At 70.0% G+C, this 15216-nt stretch carries 13 protein-coding genes, 2 tRNA genes and 1 pseudogene; 10 read left to right on the top strand and 6 right to left on the bottom strand.

The window, feature by feature from the left end; all coding sequences use genetic code 11:
* The first annotated feature begins 30 nt into the window (after nucleotides 1–30).
* The 3 genes from gyrA (at nucleotide 31) to HCJ93_RS14350 (ending at nucleotide 3533) form a co-directional block, all read left to right on the top strand.
* On the top strand, nucleotides 31–2613 hold the full coding sequence (gene gyrA / locus HCJ93_RS14360) for a DNA gyrase subunit A (RefSeq protein WP_167995060.1): 2583 nt from the start codon (nucleotides 31–33) through the stop codon (nucleotides 2611–2613).
* Nucleotides 2614–2631: 18 nt separating this feature from the next.
* Nucleotides 2632–3357, top strand: a complete 726-nt coding sequence (locus HCJ93_RS14355) for a DUF3566 domain-containing protein (protein WP_167995059.1) — start codon at nucleotides 2632–2634, stop codon at nucleotides 3355–3357.
* Between the two features lie 99 nt (nucleotides 3358–3456).
* Nucleotides 3457–3533 (top strand) — tRNA-Ile (locus HCJ93_RS14350).
* Nucleotides 3534–3650: 117 nt separating this feature from the next.
* On the opposite strand, the gene HCJ93_RS14345 is transcribed toward HCJ93_RS14350, so the two are convergent.
* A complete protein-coding gene (locus HCJ93_RS14345; protein ID WP_240967597.1) occupies nucleotides 3651–4031 on the bottom strand; it encodes a DUF4352 domain-containing protein in 381 nt (126 codons plus the stop codon).
* Between the two features lie 446 nt (nucleotides 4032–4477).
* Nucleotides 4478–4879 carry a DUF6344 domain-containing protein gene (locus HCJ93_RS29495; RefSeq protein ID WP_240967596.1) on the bottom strand — a complete coding sequence of 134 codons (402 nt, stop codon included), beginning with the start codon at nucleotides 4877–4879 and terminating at the stop codon, nucleotides 4478–4480.
* A gap of 338 nt (nucleotides 4880–5217) precedes the next feature.
* Between HCJ93_RS29495 and HCJ93_RS29490 the strand changes: the two genes are divergently transcribed.
* A complete protein-coding gene (locus HCJ93_RS29490; RefSeq protein WP_003999697.1) occupies nucleotides 5218–5346 on the top strand; it encodes a DLW-39 family protein in 129 nt (42 codons plus the stop codon).
* A 251-nt stretch (nucleotides 5347–5597) separates the two neighbouring features.
* Nucleotides 5598–6950, top strand: a complete 1353-nt coding sequence (locus HCJ93_RS14330; protein WP_167995058.1) for a hypothetical protein — start codon at nucleotides 5598–5600, stop codon at nucleotides 6948–6950.
* A 1481-nt stretch (nucleotides 6951–8431) separates the two neighbouring features.
* Here the strand turns inward: HCJ93_RS14330 and HCJ93_RS30335 are convergent.
* Nucleotides 8432–9328 (bottom strand): annotated as a pseudogene (locus tag HCJ93_RS30335) (serine/threonine-protein kinase); the annotation flags it as partial.
* 192 nt (nucleotides 9329–9520) lie between these two features.
* A complete protein-coding gene (locus HCJ93_RS14320) occupies nucleotides 9521–10069 on the bottom strand; it encodes a helix-turn-helix domain-containing protein (protein WP_167995055.1) in 549 nt (182 codons plus the stop codon).
* A 181-nt stretch (nucleotides 10070–10250) separates the two neighbouring features.
* Between HCJ93_RS14320 and HCJ93_RS14315 the strand changes: the two genes are divergently transcribed.
* A tRNA-Ala gene (locus HCJ93_RS14315) sits at nucleotides 10251–10323 on the top strand.
* 155 nt (nucleotides 10324–10478) lie between these two features.
* Here the strand turns inward: HCJ93_RS14315 and HCJ93_RS14310 are convergent.
* Complete coding sequence (locus tag HCJ93_RS14310; protein WP_167995053.1) at nucleotides 10479–11180, bottom strand: DUF5324 family protein; 702 nt, start codon at nucleotides 11178–11180, stop codon at nucleotides 10479–10481.
* A gap of 347 nt (nucleotides 11181–11527) precedes the next feature.
* Between HCJ93_RS14310 and HCJ93_RS14305 the strand changes: the two genes are divergently transcribed.
* Both HCJ93_RS14305 and HCJ93_RS14300 read left to right on the top strand, forming a co-directional pair.
* Entirely contained in the window at nucleotides 11528–12055 is a 528-nt protein-coding gene (locus HCJ93_RS14305; protein ID WP_167995051.1) for a peptidylprolyl isomerase, read from the top strand.
* Between the two features lie 104 nt (nucleotides 12056–12159).
* On the top strand, nucleotides 12160–13047 hold the full coding sequence (locus tag HCJ93_RS14300) for a rhomboid family intramembrane serine protease (RefSeq protein ID WP_167995049.1): 888 nt from the start codon (nucleotides 12160–12162) through the stop codon (nucleotides 13045–13047).
* A gap of 243 nt (nucleotides 13048–13290) precedes the next feature.
* Here the strand turns inward: HCJ93_RS14300 and crgA are convergent, their stop codons facing one another.
* Nucleotides 13291–13545, bottom strand: coding sequence for a cell division protein CrgA (gene crgA, locus HCJ93_RS14295; RefSeq protein WP_167995042.1), 255 nt, complete (start codon nucleotides 13543–13545; stop codon nucleotides 13291–13293).
* 139 nt (nucleotides 13546–13684) lie between these two features.
* On the opposite strand from crgA, the gene HCJ93_RS14290 reads away from it, so the two are divergent.
* Nucleotides 13685–14464, top strand: a complete 780-nt coding sequence (locus HCJ93_RS14290) for a DUF881 domain-containing protein (protein ID WP_167995040.1) — start codon at nucleotides 13685–13687, stop codon at nucleotides 14462–14464.
* Between the two features lie 22 nt (nucleotides 14465–14486).
* A complete protein-coding gene (locus HCJ93_RS14285) occupies nucleotides 14487–15167 on the top strand; it encodes a class E sortase (RefSeq protein ID WP_167995039.1) in 681 nt (226 codons plus the stop codon).
* Nucleotides 15168–15216 lie beyond the last annotated feature (49 nt).

Below are 15216 nucleotides of genomic sequence, written 5' to 3'. Positions count from 1 at the left end.
TGACCGCACCCGGAAGGACCTTCACCAGCAATGACCGACGAGAACACCCCTGTCACGACGCCCGAGGGCGAGCCCCTGGCCCTGCGTGTCGAGCCCGTCGGGCTCGAGACGGAGATGCAGCGCTCGTACCTCGACTACGCGATGTCCGTCATCGTCTCCCGTGCGCTGCCGGACGTCCGGGACGGCCTCAAGCCCGTCCACCGCCGCGTGCTGTACGCGATGTACGACGGCGGCTACCGCCCCGAGCGCGGCTTCTACAAGTGCGCCCGTGTCGTCGGCGACGTCATGGGCAACTACCACCCGCACGGCGACTCCTCGATCTACGACGCGCTGGTCCGCCTGGCGCAGCCGTGGGCGATGCGGATGCCGCTGGTGGACTCCAACGGCAACTTCGGCTCCCCGGGCAACGACCCGGCGGCGGCGATGCGCTACACCGAGTGCAAGATGGCGCCGCTGTCGATGGAGATGGTCCGCGACATCGACGAGGAGACCGTCGACTTCACGGACAACTACGACGGCCGCTCCCAGGAGCCGACCGTTCTGCCGGCTCGCTTCCCGAACCTGCTGATCAACGGCTCGGCCGGTATCGCGGTCGGCATGGCGACCAACATCCCGCCGCACAACCTGCGCGAGGTCGCCGCCGGCGCCCAGTGGTACCTGGAGAACCCGGAGGCCTCGCACGAGGAGCTGCTCGACGCGCTGATCGAGCGCATCAAGGGCCCGGACTTCCCGACCGGCGCCCTGGTGGTGGGCCGCAAGGGCATCGAGGAGGCCTACCGCACCGGCCGCGGCTCGATCACCATGCGCGCGGTGGTCGAGGTCGAGGAGATCCAGAACCGCCAGTGCCTGGTCGTCACCGAGCTGCCCTACCAGGTCAACCCGGACAACCTCGCGCAGAAGATCGCCGACCTGGTGAAGGACGGCAAGATCGGCGGCATCGCGGACGTCCGCGACGAGACCTCCTCGCGCACCGGCCAGCGCCTGGTGATCGTCCTCAAGCGGGACGCGGTCGCCAAGGTCGTGCTGAACAACCTGTACAAGCACACCGATCTGCAGACCAACTTCGGCGCCAACATGCTGGCCCTGGTGGACGGCGTGCCGCGCACGCTGTCGCTGGACGCGTTCATCCGCCACTGGGTGAACCACCAGATCGAGGTCATCGTCCGCCGCACCCGCTTCCGGCTGCGCAAGGCCGAGGAGCGCGCCCACATCCTGCGCGGTCTGCTCAAGGCCCTGGACGCCATCGACGAGGTCATCGCGCTGATCCGGGGCAGCCAGACCGTCGAGATCGCGCGCGGCGGCCTGATGGAGCTGCTGGAGATCGACGAGATCCAGGCCAACGCGATCCTGGAGATGCAGCTCCGCCGCCTGGCGGCCCTGGAGCGGCAGAAGATCGTCCAGGAGCACGACGACCTGCAGGCGAAGATCAACGAGTACAACGAGATCCTCGCCTCGCCGGTCCGGCAGCGCGGCATCGTCAGCCAGGAGCTGGCGGCGCTGGTCGAGAAGTACGGCGACGACCGCAAGACCCAGCTGATCCCCTACGAGGGCGACATGTCCATCGAGGACCTGATCGCCGAGGAGGACATCGTCGTCACGGTCACCCGCGGCGGCTACATCAAGCGCACCAGGACCGACGACTACCGTGCCCAGAAGCGCGGCGGCAAGGGCGTGCGCGGGGCGAAGCTCAAGGAAGACGACATCGTCGACCACTTCTTCGTCTCGACCACCCACCACTGGCTGCTGTTCTTCACCAACAAGGGCCGCGTCTACCGGATCAAGGGCTACGAGCTGCCGGACGCCGGCCGGGACGCGCGCGGGCAGCACGTGGCCAACCTGCTGGCCTTCCAGCCGGACGAGACGATCGCCGAGATCTTCGCGATCCGCGACTACGACGCCGCGCCCTACCTGGTCCTGGCCACCAAGGGCGGTCTGGTCAAGAAGACCCCGCTGAAGGACTACGACTCCCCGCGCTCCGGCGGTGTCATCGCGATCAATCTGCGCGAGCGCGAGGACGGAACCGACGACGAACTGATCGGTGCCGAACTGGTCTCGGCGGAGGACGATCTGCTGCTGATCAGCAAGAAGGCGCAGTCGATCAGGTTCACCGCCTCGGACGAGACGCTGCGTCCCATGGGCCGTGCGACCTCGGGCGTCAAGGGCATGAGCTTCCGCGAGGGAGACGAACTGCTCTCGATGAATGTCGTCCGACCCGGTACGTTCGTGTTCACCGCCACGGACGGCGGGTACGCGAAGCGGACCGCCGTCGACGAGTACCGCGTCCAGGGTCGCGGCGGCCTCGGCATCAAGGCCGCCAAGATCGTGGAGGACCGGGGGTCGCTCGTCGGCGCGCTGGTGGTCGAGGAGAACGACGAGATCCTCGCCATCACGCTGTCCGGCGGTGTGATTCGCACGCGAGTCAACGAGATCAGGGAAACCGGCCGTGACACCATGGGCGTCCAACTGATCAACTTGGGCAAGCGCGATGCCGTGGTCGGCATCGCCCGGAACGCCGAGGCGGGACGCGAGGCGGAGGAAGTCGACGGCGAGGCCGGCGACACCGCCGAGGCGCCGGCCGGCACGGACCAGGGCGGGGAGCCCGCGTCCGAGTAGCACGAGGAGTGAGTCAGCGTGAGCGGAGCCACGGGCACCGGTCCGACCGGTACCAGCAGGGGAACGGACGGCGGTGGCCGTGGCTCCGCCGCGCAGGCACCCGACCCGCACACGACCAATCTGAAGCCGGTGAAGGTGCCCGCGAACGACTCCTCGCCGAATCCACAGCCATCCCAGGGGGGAACGGTGACGGACAGCCGAGGCCCGCAGGCCGCGCCGAACCAGGGCGCCGCCGCTCAGGCGGCCTCACCACTGCCCGGGGAGCGGCCGCAGCAGCCGGCGGGGCCCTACCACCCGCCGCAGGCCTACCCGGCGCAGCCCGGACCGGCCGGCGCCGTACGGCGCCCGCGTACCGGTGCGACCACCACCCCGCGCGTGCGCAAGGCCCGGCTGCGCGTGGCCAAGGCCGATCCCTGGTCGGTCATGAAGGTCAGCTTCCTGCTCTCCATCGCGCTGGGCATCTGCACGATCGTGGCCTCCGCCGTGCTGTGGATGGTGATGGACGCCATGGGCGTCTTCTCGACCGTCGGCGGCACCATCTCCGAGGCGACGGGCTCCAACGAGTCGAACGGCTTCGACCTGCAGGCCTTCCTGTCGCTGCCGAACGTGCTGCTGTTCACCACGATCATCGCGGTCATCGACGTCGTCCTGGCCACGGCCCTGGCGACGCTGGGCGCCTTCATCTACAACCTCTCCGCGGGCTTCGTGGGCGGCGTCGAGCTGACCCTGGCGGAGGACGAGTAGCCCGCTCCGGCGGGCCCCGGGTAACCGATTTTGGGACTCCCCCTCTCGTGCGCTAATCTTCAGGGGTCAGCGCGCGGGACACACACCGCAGAGCGCGGCGGGGCTATAGCTCAGTTGGTTAGAGCGCATCCCTGATAAGGATGAGGCCACAGGTTCAAATCCTGTTAGCCCCACCAGCACGAAGACCCCCGGCCCGAACGGGCCGGGGGTCTTCGGCATGCACGGGAGGTCTGCGGCAGGGGAAGGCCCGGCAGCCCCGCTGGTGAGGGCGGCCGGGCCGGGACGAGTACGGATCACTTCACGGACCACTGGGCTGTCTGGTCGGAGAAGCCGGAGTTCATCGCGAACTGAACCTTCGTGATCTTCGAGTTCTCCGGCACCTCGAAAACGATCCAGCCCAGAGCCTTCTCGCCCTTGGGCAGGCTCACGTCCGAGGACATCGCCGGCCCCGCTGCGATCTCCCCGAAATACGCGTCGAAGCGCTGGCCCTGGCTGTCTGCCGCCTGCGCGCCGTTCGAGGGACTGTCGGAGTACACCTTGGTGCCGGTGTTGACCAGCTCGAACTGGGCGGCTGCCCACCTCTTGCCGTCCTCGGGAACATTGAACTCGTCGGCCCCCTCAGCGGTCGGCAGCCACTTCTTGAGGGTGACATCGAGCTGCTCCCCGTCCTCCATGCCCTTCAGCGTGAGGGTGTCACCGACGGTTGCGTCCTTCTTCGGCTCGGCCTCGGTGCCGGCGGACTGCGACCGGTCGGCCTTGGGGGTGGTGCTGACGGTCTCCTGGGGACCGCAGGCGGCCAGTGCGAGCAGCGCGGCGGCGACGGCGGAGATGGCGGTGGTGGCGTCTTCATCATTCCCTCATGGGCGTTCTGCGTGTGTGGTGAGGGAGCATCATGCGTCGAATGTGAAGGATGTGGAGCTGATGTGAGGCTTCTGTGACCCGAAAGGGTGGCTGCCGCTGCCGGGGGCGGCGCGGGCATGGAAAAGGCCCGGCTGCTCCGGGGAGGAGTTGCCGGGCCTGCGTGTGCCGTGGGGCTGTACGCAAGTTCGCCAGGACTTTCAACGGCCGGACGGCACGGAATGGCTGGGTCTGCTGGGGTGGCCGGAGGGGCGGCCGGGGGTCAGCGCTGGAGCGGTGTGCTGACGGTGCTGGAGGGGCCCGATGCGGACGGTGTGCCGGCCTGCGACGTGGTGCCCGGCTGCGACGTGCTGTCCGGGGCGCACATCAGCACGTCGGCGGTGCCGTTCATGGCTCGGACCTGTCGGCAGCGGGGGGACTTGCCGTGGGCCTCGGCGTGGATGCGCTGCTTCATCGTGGGGGGAAGTGCGCTGGGCCGGGACTTGGACCGCAGGACCAGCGCCGGGGCCGCCGCGGTGTCGGTGGCGCGCTCCGTGTTGCGCGCGGTCTCGGTCTGCGGTACGGCCGCCGAGGCGGTGGTGGTGGCCAGGCCGAGCGCCGTGCAGAGCGCGAGGAAGGCGGTGACGATGACGGTCCACAGCTTCATGACCTTGTTCTTGGCCATGGTCCCCTCACTTTCGGGTTGGGCGATTTGCGTACTTTCCTCATGATGTGTATGAGGGCCGCGAAGTGGTGGACCGACGCCCGTGGCGCGTGGATGTTCAGATGAACACCACCCGGATGGGCGCAAGGCGGCCGAGAAATGGCGAACCACGGAGCAAATCGGCCAAATCAACGGTCCGTGAGGGTGTGATCACCCTCCGATCGGATCGAGGCGATCAGCGGCTAAACCGCTGCGGCGGGCGGGAGTTGACGGCCGGCATAGGTCACCGATCGGTATCGGTCGGTGTGTATAGTCGGGCGCCAGAGGTCCCCTACGTCAAGGAAAGACGAGGTCGCGCGGTGAAGAAGCTTCTCCTGGTCGCACTGGCCGCCATCGGCGGGCTCCTCGTGTACCGCCAGATCCAGGCGGATCGCGCCGAGCAGGATCTGTGGACGGAGGCGACTGACTCCGTGCCCACGGGTTCGTGAGCACATACAACCGACTCTGAACAGACCCCGGCCGTGCTTGCGGTCGGGGTTTTGTGTGCGGTGAACCTTGCTCACGAGCCGCCGTCGCGGGGCAGGATGGGCGACGGCGCGGCGTACGAGTGATCACGTAGGGGCCGGTGCCGAGACAGAGGGACGCCCCGGCAGGAAGCGAGGAGTGGCGCGTGAGGGGACGGCGGTGCAGGGCGTGGGGGCAGCGCGCACGGCTCGTACAAGGGCGCCCGGCAACTCGCGTGCACACGGGCGTGGCGCTGCTCACCACCGCGCTGCTGCTGGCCTCGGGCGCGGTCGCGGGCCCGGGGCAGGTGGCGCACGCTGCCACCGGCGGCGCGGAATTCTCCGGGGGGCACGGCGCCGCCGCGAGTGGTGCTGCGAAGACGCTCGAGGCGGCGTCGGAAGCTCCGGGGGGCTACGCCTTCGCGGATGACGCTCAGCGCGTCAAGGGTGCCGCGGGCACGGCGCGGCCCGCCACGCTGGCGGCGGGCCGGAGCTATCGCAGCACTCTGCCGCCGTCGGGTCCGGTGCACTACGGCGTCCAGCTCGACGGGACCTCGAACGCGTACGTCTCCGTCACCGCCGTTCCGCCGGCGGGCGGCACCGCCGCGGTCTCCGACGGGCTGAAGGTGTCCCTGCGGGACAGTGGGCGCCGCTCGTGCGATCTCGACACCGCGACCTTCGGGGCCGGCCGCAGTCCCCGCCCGGTGACGGCGTGGGCAGTCCGGGAGATCTCGCCGAGAAGGTCCCTGTGCAAGGAGGCCGGGATGTACTACGTGTCGGTCGAGCGCGCCGATCCGGACGGCAGGGGAGCCTCCCCCGAGCCCTGGGAGCTGGAGCTCGCCGTGGTCTCCGAGCCGCCACTGCGGGAGGAGGGGGCGACGGGCGAGCCCGAGGCATGGAACTCCGCGACTCCCGATCCTCTTGCGGGAGAGGCACGGCGGCGCCGTGGCGGGGCGGGGTTCGCCGAGGCGGCCCTGATCGGCGAGGGGGTCTGGCGGAACGACCTCAGGCCCGGCCGGACGGTGTTCTACCGGGTCCCTGTCGACTGGGGGCAGCAACTGCACGTCACCGCCGAGCTGGGCGGCTCGGGCTCCGGCCGCTCCGGTTTCGTGCCCTCCGCGCTGGACCTGGACCTCTACAACCCCGTCCGCGGTCACGTCGCCGACCTGGGCATCGGCTACGACGGCACCCGGAAGTCCGAGAGCCTGAATCCCCTGCCCCCCGTGGCCCACACCAACCGGCAGGCGCCCAACAGCAGGGTGTCGGCCGTACGCTTCGCCGGTTCCTACTATCTCGTCGCCCACCTCTCGGCGGAGGTGGCGGAGAAGTTCGGCGACAAGCCCGTGCCGGTGGTGCTGCGGGTACGGGTGGACGGTCCGGCACAGGACGGGCCCGGCTATCAGGGGGAGTCCGCACCGGCGGGCATCTTCACCGTCACGGACGGGGACCGGGAGGCGACCGGAAGCGCCACGGGCGGCGGGGGCACCGCGATGCGGGCACTGGCCGTGGGCGGGATCGGCACGGGAAGCGCGCTCCTGCTGGGGCTCGGGGTGTGGACGGTGCTGGCCCGCAGGCGGGCGACTCCGTAGCGGGCGGGCGCTGCGGGAGACGCCCCGGGCGGGCGGTCGGATGCGGGTGTGGTCGGGTCGGGGATCGCCGCCGCGTCTGAGGGGGGCGGTTCTGGGTGCGGTCGGGTCCGGGACTGATCGGGGCCGAGGGACTGATCAGTCCCGGGACTGATCAGCGCTGGGTGCGGTCGGATCCGACGCGGTCAGATCTGGGTGAGGGCCCAGAAACCCACGGCGTAGCAGGCAAGGGCGAGCAGCAGGAGGGGCACGGCCACCTTGGCCGGAGGGCCCGGGCGGCGGCGCCGGGCGGTGGTCGGGCCGGGCTGTGACATCGCCGCGTGCGGAGTGGGAACCTGCGCGACCTGGGCGGTGTATTCAGCAGTGAAGGGCTCGGCGGGCTGGTGCCAGGCCGGGGCGGGATACGCCGGTGGATGCGACTGGGGGGAGCGCAGCGGTTGAGTGGGGTCGTTGGGGGAGACGGGCGCGGCAGGGGCTTGCGGGTGGTGTGCGCGGTGGTGAAGGGCCTGGTCCGGCGGGGGCGTACCGGGGGCGGCCGGCGCGTGCGGTGTGGCGGGGGAGCTGCCCGTAACCGGTGGCGGAGGCAGGTGGAAGCTGCCGGTGTCCGACATGCCGGCCGGTTGCTCCGGGGCGGAGGACCGAGCGGCGCCGGGCGGCTGCTCGGGTGCCGGCGCATGGCGTGGGCTGCCGGCCGGGGGCGTGAGTCCGGGCCGTGCGGCGGCGGGAGGAGCGGTGTGCTGCCGCGGGTCGGCGGCGGGTGCGGAGGAGCCGGTAGCGGGATGGTCTGCCCCTGGCCCGGTTCCGGCACTCGTGCCCGTGATGTGACCTGTGGCGGCACCGCTGCCGGACGGGACCGGCCGCCCGCCCGCAGCAGCGGGGCCGCCTGTGGAGCCGGGGCTGCTTGTCCGGCTGGACCCGTCTGCGTCACCGGGCCTGCCTCCATGACCGGGACCGTCTGGGTCACCAGGCCTGGCCGCGGAGTCGGGCCCATCCGCCGGACCGGGTCCGCCGGTGGACCCGGGTCCGCCGGTGGACCCGGGTCCGCCGGTGCGGCCGGGGTCGTCTGCGGCGCCGTCCGTGGAGGAGCGCCGGCTCGTGGAACCGGTTTCGTCCGTGAGCCCGGGCCCGCCTTCGGTGGGGCCGGCGGATGCGGCCCCGCTGCCGGAGACCTCGCCCCCGCCAACGGGGTTGCTGCCGTCCCCGGACATTCCGGCCGGGCCGGCCCCGCTCCCGCCTCCTGCGTGGCCCCTTCCTTCCTCTGCCGGCTCCGGCAGACGGCCGGGTGCTGCGGCCTCCGCCAGGTGGCCAGGCACCCCGTCGCCCGGCACATCACCGGTGTTCTCCCTTGCGGCCCCCGCAGAATCAGTGCCTCCGGCCGCACCCCCCGCTGCGTACCGCCAGGCCTCCGCGGACCGGGACGGCGGAGTCCCGGGGGCGCCCGCGTCCTCCCTGCCGGCCGGGGGACGGACGGCATCCGGACTCGTCACGCCGGAGGCCCGCCTCACCGGGCCGTTCTCCGCGAACCCCGGTGGCAGCGGCCCGAGTTGGTCGAAGATCTCGATCTGCTCGTCGTCGGGGCCGGGCTCCGGGAGGAGTTCCGCGGCCGCGGCGAGTGCCTTGCGCGCCCCGGTGGCGGTACGGAAGCGCGCCGCCGGATCCGGCTGCAGCAGGGTCGACACCACCTGCCACAGCGGTTCCGGGACGCCCTGGGGCGCCCCGGGCGTCCCGTGCTCGGTGAAGTACTGGACCAGCGCCTTGGCGTCCGGCTTGGCGCCCTCCAGCAGATACAGCGCGACCAGGCCCACGGCGAACAGGTCGGCGGGGAAGTCCGGCTCCGAGCCCATCATCTGCTCGGGGGCGATGTAGCCGGGCGTGCCGACGACCAGGTTGGTCTCGGTCAGCCGGGGCTCGCCCAGCCGCATGGCGATGCCGAAGTCGGACAGGCGCAGCCGTGGCCGGGCCGTGCCCGTCGCCTCCATGAGCACATTGGCGGGCTTGATGTCACGGTGCACCACGCCCTCCGCGTGCACCGCGGCCAGCCCGGACAGCAGCTGGTCGAGCAGCGTGCAGACATAGGCGGGCGGCAGCGGCCCGTAGTCGTTCACCAGGTGGACCAGCGAGCCGCCGGCGACGAGGTCCATGGTGAAGAGCACCTTGTCGTCGTCGGCGGCCCAGCTGGTCGGCGCGAGGACATGGGGATGGTCGATGCGCAGGGCCTGTTCGCGCACGAACCGGAGCAGCGAGTGCGCGTCGCTCTGGAGAAGGACCTTGGCGGCCACATAGCGCCGCCGGCGGTGGTCCCAGGCGCGCCAGACGGCACCGACGCCTCCGCGGCCGATCGGGTCGACCAGCTCGTACCGGCCGGCGAACACCTCACCCATGGCTGAACGTCGCTCCTCCCCCAGCGATGGCCCCCGTGACTCCCCCTCTGCCTGCCCCTCGGCGGGCGGTACGACTCCCCCGCCCCTCGCTCGATCCGCGCATGTGCTCGGCCCCCCAGTTCGCGGGTCCCCGGCTCGTGGGTCCCCGGTGCCCGGCGGCTGCCGTACCCGCTGCGGCGGCCGGGCGGACGGTCAGCTCTGGTGGGACTGGTAGTGCGCCACCGCGTCGGAGGTGCGGCCCGCCCCGTAGACGCGGAGGAACTCCGCCAGCTCGGGATGCGTGGGGGCGAGGGCGTCCGCGGCCTCGAGGATCTCGCTGGCGGCGGCCACCGAACGCAGCAGGGACTGGATCTCGCGGACCACCCGCTTGACCGTCGGCGCCCCCGAACTGTTCGTCGTCTGCGTGGTGTTGGTGAGGACCGAACCCCCCTGAGACTTCTTGATCTCCTCCATGCGCTCGGTCGCCTCGGCGGCGCTGACGCTGCCGTCCACGACCTGACGGGCCAGGTCCTGCAGCAGCTGCACCCGCTGGACCACGGCCGGATTACCGATCTTCGCCCGCTGGCCGCTCATCAGCTGCGACAGCATCGGCGCCGACAGTCCCAGAACCCCCGCGAGACGAGCCTGGTTGAGCCCGAGATCGTCTATCAGCCGGCGGAAGAGCGTCCCCAGCGGCTCCCCGTACCAGCTCCGCTGCAGTTCCCGCGCTCTTGCGGTGGCTTCCTGCTGTGCAGCGTCCATGGCGTCTCCCCATCGCTTCCCCTAGAACTGCGGTTCGCTGTAGCGAACCACGCCGAGCATCTTACGGAGAGTGGTTGGTCACGGGGACCCCAATCTTTTTGCGGGATCCCGGGGGTGACCCGGTACTCTGGTCTCCGGCGCCCACCGGGAAGGGATTCCCACAGGTGGACGCTTTGCTTCCGGGGCCTTAGCTCAGTTGGTAGAGCGCTGTCTTTGCATGGCAGATGTCAGGGGTTCGACTCCCCTAGGCTCCACAAACAAACCCCTCCCACCTGCGGAAACGTAGTGAGAGGGGTTTTGTCGTCGGCGCGGTGGCCGCTGGGGATGTTTCACGTGAAACGGCTCGGCGGGCAGCAAGAGCGTCAACTCTTCCTGCCCGCCGAGCCGTTGGCCAGTCCGTGCTTCTTCGTCACGGCTGGTCGTCGCGCTTGGCGGCCTCCTCCTCGGCCTCCTTGGCCTGGACCTCGGGGTCAAGGGTGGACTGGCCGCTGCCGTCCACCGCGGTGAGCGTGCTGCCCTCCGGGACGTCCGTCGGAGCCGGCGGCTCCACCAGCCAGTCGGGGTTGGCCTGCTTGTCCCACCACTTCCAGGCGGCGAAAGCTCCGCCCGCCACGGCGCCCAGCACCAGCAGCACCCTGGCGGCCTTACCGGCCTTGGCGCGCCGCTGCTGCTTGCGGACGAGCTTGTTGATCTGCTTGGCCGAGACCTGGCCGCGGAGAGCGGCCAGCACCGCAGCACTGCGCGCCGCAGCCTCGTCCTTGGCCGGTCCTGCGGCGGCCCTCGCCTGTTCGATCTTGGGCTTGGAGAGCTCCGCCGCCTGACGCGCGGCCTTGCGCGTCCTCAGGGCGGCTTCCTGGGCTGCCAGGTCGACCTTGGGCGGCACATGTGTCCGGGCCTGCTCCAGATACGGCTGGACATGTGCTCCGTACTGTGCGCGGGCCTGCCCTGCGGCCTGCGTCACCTTGGGCGCGAGCCGTACGCGTGCCTCGTGTGCGTAGTGCGCGGCCCTGACCTTGGCCGTGTCGGCGTAGGGCGCCACCACTTCCGCGGCGTGCAGCACGCTGTCCTTCGCCGAACCGGTCGCGGCGCGCACGCTGTCGATGCGGGTCACGGGTTCCTCCTCCTCGGTGGCGTACGGTATTTCGACTTTCCACCCTTTTACGGATCATGCCTGCGGGACGGCCGCGGGGCATGCGCGGACGGGCATACGGGTGCCGGTCGAACGTGATCAAGTGCGATCAGGCGCGATATGGAGTGCGATAGGGAGTGAATGGGGCAACAGGAGCTTGTCGCCGACAATGCCACGGATCGCCGCCGTGCGCTCCTGCTACGGAGCGACTGGTGCGGATTTCCGCAACCCGTTCGGCCCGGTTGCCCGCTCTCCCGGGACGTCGGGCGACGAGGCGTCCCGTCCGTGCGAGGATCGGGGTGTCACGGAAAGACAACGGAAGGCACATCGTGGCTGAGCAGCTCTACGCCACCCTCAAGACCAACCACGGCGACATCAAGGTCCGGCTCTTCCCGGACCACGCGCCCAAGACGGTCAAGAACTTCGTCGAGCTCGCCAGGGGCGAGCGGGAGTGGACCGACCCGAAGACCGGTGCCAGGACCACGGACAAGCTCTACGACGGTACGGTCTTCCACCGGGTGATCAGCGGCTTCATGATCCAGGGCGGTGACCCGCTCGGCAACGGCACCGGTGGCCCCGGTTACCAGTTCGAGGACGAGTTCCACCCGGACCTGAGCTTCGACAAGCCCTACCTGCTGGCCATGGCCAACGCCGGTCCGGGCACCAACGGCTCGCAGTTCTTCATCACCGTGGCCCCCACGGCCTGGCTGAACCGCAAGCACACCATCTTCGGCGAGGTCACCGACGCCGCAGGCCAGAAGGTCGTCGACAGCATCGCCTCCACCCGGACCAACCCGCGCACCGACCGTCCGCTCGACGACGTCGTGATCGAGACGATCGAGATCACCGAGGGCTGAGATCCGGCGTTCCGGGGGTGAAAGCCTCCCGGAGGGAACCAATCGCCCCGCTCATCCGTAAGGATGGGCGGGGCGGGGCTTTTCCACACCACCGAGGGGATGTCATGGACGACCAGGCTGCCGGCAGCCAGCAGGACGCCCACAGCGTCCCTCACTGCTATCGGCACCCGGACCGCGAGACCGGTGTCCGCTGCACTCGCTGTGAGCGGCCGATCTGCCCGGAGTGCATGGTCGACGCCTCGGTGGGCTTCCAGTGCCCGGACTGCGTCCGCACCGGGTCCGGCACCGGGCACGCTCCCTCCGCCTCGATGCCCCGCAACCTGGCCGGGGGCACGATCGCGGCCGACCCCCACCTGATCACCAAGATCTTGATCGGCATCAACCTGGCCGTGTTCATCGCGGTCCAGATCAGCACTCCGCTGCTGAACGATCTGGTGCTGATCGGCCGCTGGCCCCCGGAGCCGTTCCTCCCCATGGAGGGGGTCGCGGACGGCGAGTGGTACCGCCTGCTGACCTCGGTGTTCACCCATGAGCAGATCTGGCACGTGGGCTTCAACATGCTCAGCCTGTGGTGGCTCGGCGGTCCGCTGGAGGCCATGCTGGGCCGGGCCCGCTATCTGGCGCTCTTCCTCATCTCCGGTCTCGCCGGCAGCACCCTCGCCTATCTGCTGGGCGCGCCCACCACGGCGACGCTCGGCGCGTCCGGGGCGGTCTTCGGCCTGTTCGGCGCCACCGCGGTCCTGATGCGGCGGCTCAACCAGGACATGCGGCCGATCATCGCCCTGCTGGTGATCAACCTGATCCTCACCTTCACCTGGTCCAACATCTCCTGGCAGGCCCACATCGGGGGTCTGGTGGCCGGCCTGGTGGTGGGCTACGCGATGGTGCACGCCCCGCGTGAGAAGCGCTCGCTGGTCCAGTACGGCACCTGTGCCCTGGTGCTCGCCGCGATCGCTGTCCTGGTACTCCTGAGGACGGCCCAGCTCACCTGAGCGGCCTTTGTCCACAGCGCGTGGCGGATCTTGTGCACAGGGTGCGGGAACATCTGTGCCCCCTGTCACCGACCCGTGTTTTCGCAGGTCAGACAGGGGGCGAACAGGTCTTCGGATACCCGGCGGCCGGTCATACCGGCGTCAACCTCCCGCGAGTTATCCACAGATCGTCTTTCTTTTCCCCATGTGGACAAAGCCTGTGGATAACTCAGTGAACAGCCCTGGGCAGAGCTGGGCCCGGGCCTACTTCCACTGCGTGGAGACGGCGAATCCGGCGGCGATGAAACCGAAGCCCACCACGATGTTCCAGTTGCCCAGAGCATCGATGGGCAGCGAGCCGTCGGTGACGTAGAAGACGACGATCCAGGCCAGGCCGATGAGGAACAGGGCGAGCATCACCGGCGCGACCCAGGCGCTGTTGGTCAGGTTGATCGAAGTCGTCTGCTTCGCCGGGGGCGGCGTGTAGTCGGCCTTCTTGCGGATACGTGACTTCGGCACGAGGGTCTCTCCTGTCGATGCGCTGCGTGGCCGCGCAGGGTTCTGATCGGGCTCGGGGCAGCGTACAAGGGGACTTAAGCGCTCCCCCAGGCGTCCGTTAGCGTAGTGCTTCCGTGGCGCCGAAGGAGATAAGGGTACGTTGAGCAATTCTGCCGACTCCCCGGGGACGGAATCCAGCCCTGCCCGCAGGCGCCGTTTCCGGCCCGTGCGCATCCTCACCGTGGGCGTCTTCGCCCTCGCCGGGCTCATCTTCTTCACCAGCTTCAACACGGCCAAGGGCACGGACATCCGCACCGACGCCTCCCTGCTGAAGCTCTCCGACCTCATCCATGAGCGGAGCCGGGAGAACGGCAGGCTGGACGAGTCCAACGGAGCGCTGCGCCGGGAGATAGAGGCACTGGCCGAGCGGGACGACGGCAGCACCGAACAGGAGCAGAAGAGGCTCGCCGAGCTGGAGAAGCGTGCCGGCACCCGGAAGCTGACCGGCGAGGCGATCACCGTCACGCTCAACGACGCCCCGCCGGACGCCACCGCCAAGCTGCCCGGCTATCCCGAGCCGCAGCCCGACTACCTGGTGATCCACCAGCAGGACCTGCAGGCCGTGGTGAACGCGCTGTGGCAGGGCGGCGCCCAGGGCATCAAGGTCATGGACCAGCGGCTGATCTCCACCAGCGCGGTGCGCTGCGTCGGCAACACGCTGATCCTCCAGGGCCGGGTCTACTCCCCGCCCTACAAGATCACGGCGGTCGGTGACCCGGAGCGGCTGAAGAAGGCCCTGGCGGCGTCCCCGGCGATCCAGAACTACATGGTCTACGTCAACGTGTACGGGCTCGGCTGGAAAGTCGAGGACAACGGGACGGTGACTCTGCCCGGCTACTCGGGCACAGTGGATCTGCACTACGCCAAGCCTGTGGAGTAGCCAGCGAGGCGGGGAGCCGCCGGTGCGCGTGATCGTCAGGACCGTCAGCGAGCTGTGCATCACCGTCGGCACCGTGATCGTGCTCTTCGTGGTCTACGTGCTGTTCTGGACCGGGGTGCGCGCCGACAGCGTCATGGACGAGCAGATCGAACGCCTGCGCGCGCAGTGGCAGCGGGAGCGTGCCCAGCCCCTGCCCGGATCGCCCCTCGGCCCCCGCAAGCAGAGGCCCTATGCCGCCGGCCGGCCTTTCGCGATCATGTACATCCCGCGCTTCGGTTTCACGTGGAACAAGCCCGTGCTGGAGGGGACGGACCCCGACACCCTCAGGAAGGGCCTCGGCCACTACCCGCACACCGCGCGCCTCGGCGAGCGAGGCAACGTCGCCGTGGCGGGCCACCGCCGCACCCACGGCGACCCCTTCAAGGACTTCCCCCGGCTCAGATGCGGCGACGCGGTGGTGGTGACCGACGGGGCGACCTGGTTCACGTACCGCATCGACAAGGGCCCGTACAAAACTGTGCCCACCGACATCGAGGTGATCGACCCTGTGCCACGTACTTCCGGGTATACGCGTCCGGGCCGCTATCTGACGCTGACGACCTGTGAACCGGAGTGGGGGCACAGCCACCGTCTGATCGTCTGGGCACATCTGGACTCCACACAGCCCGTGGAGACCGGGAAACCGGAGGCGTTGCGCCGTTAGTCTGTTGGCGTACGGCGTGGGTCAGGTGCCGTGGCACGACGGAAGGGAC

The organism is Streptomyces composti, from assembly GCF_012034205.1.
GTDB classification, from domain to species: Bacteria; Actinomycetota; Actinomycetes; order Streptomycetales; family Streptomycetaceae; genus Streptomyces; species Streptomyces composti.
The sequence above is the reverse complement of the archived record's forward strand: the minus strand, read 5'-3'. Positions and strand labels throughout refer to the sequence as shown.

Bases quoted from the DNA above. Each gene is read 5' to 3' on its own strand.
- HCJ93_RS14300 (WP_167995049.1), top strand. From the start codon at position 12,160: ATGGACGACCAGGCTGCCGGCAGCCAGCAGGACGCCCACAGCGTCCCT.
- HCJ93_RS29495 (WP_240967596.1), bottom strand. From the start codon at position 4,879: ATGGCCAAGAACAAGGTCATGAAGCTGTGGACCGTCATCGTCACCGCC.
- HCJ93_RS14345 (WP_240967597.1), bottom strand. From the start codon at position 4,031: ATGGAGGACGGGGAGCAGCTCGATGTCACCCTCAAGAAGTGGCTGCCG.
- HCJ93_RS14320 (WP_167995055.1), bottom strand. From the start codon at position 10,069: ATGGACGCTGCACAGCAGGAAGCCACCGCAAGAGCGCGGGAACTGCAG.
- gyrA (WP_167995060.1), top strand. From the start codon at position 31: ATGACCGACGAGAACACCCCTGTCACGACGCCCGAGGGCGAGCCCCTG.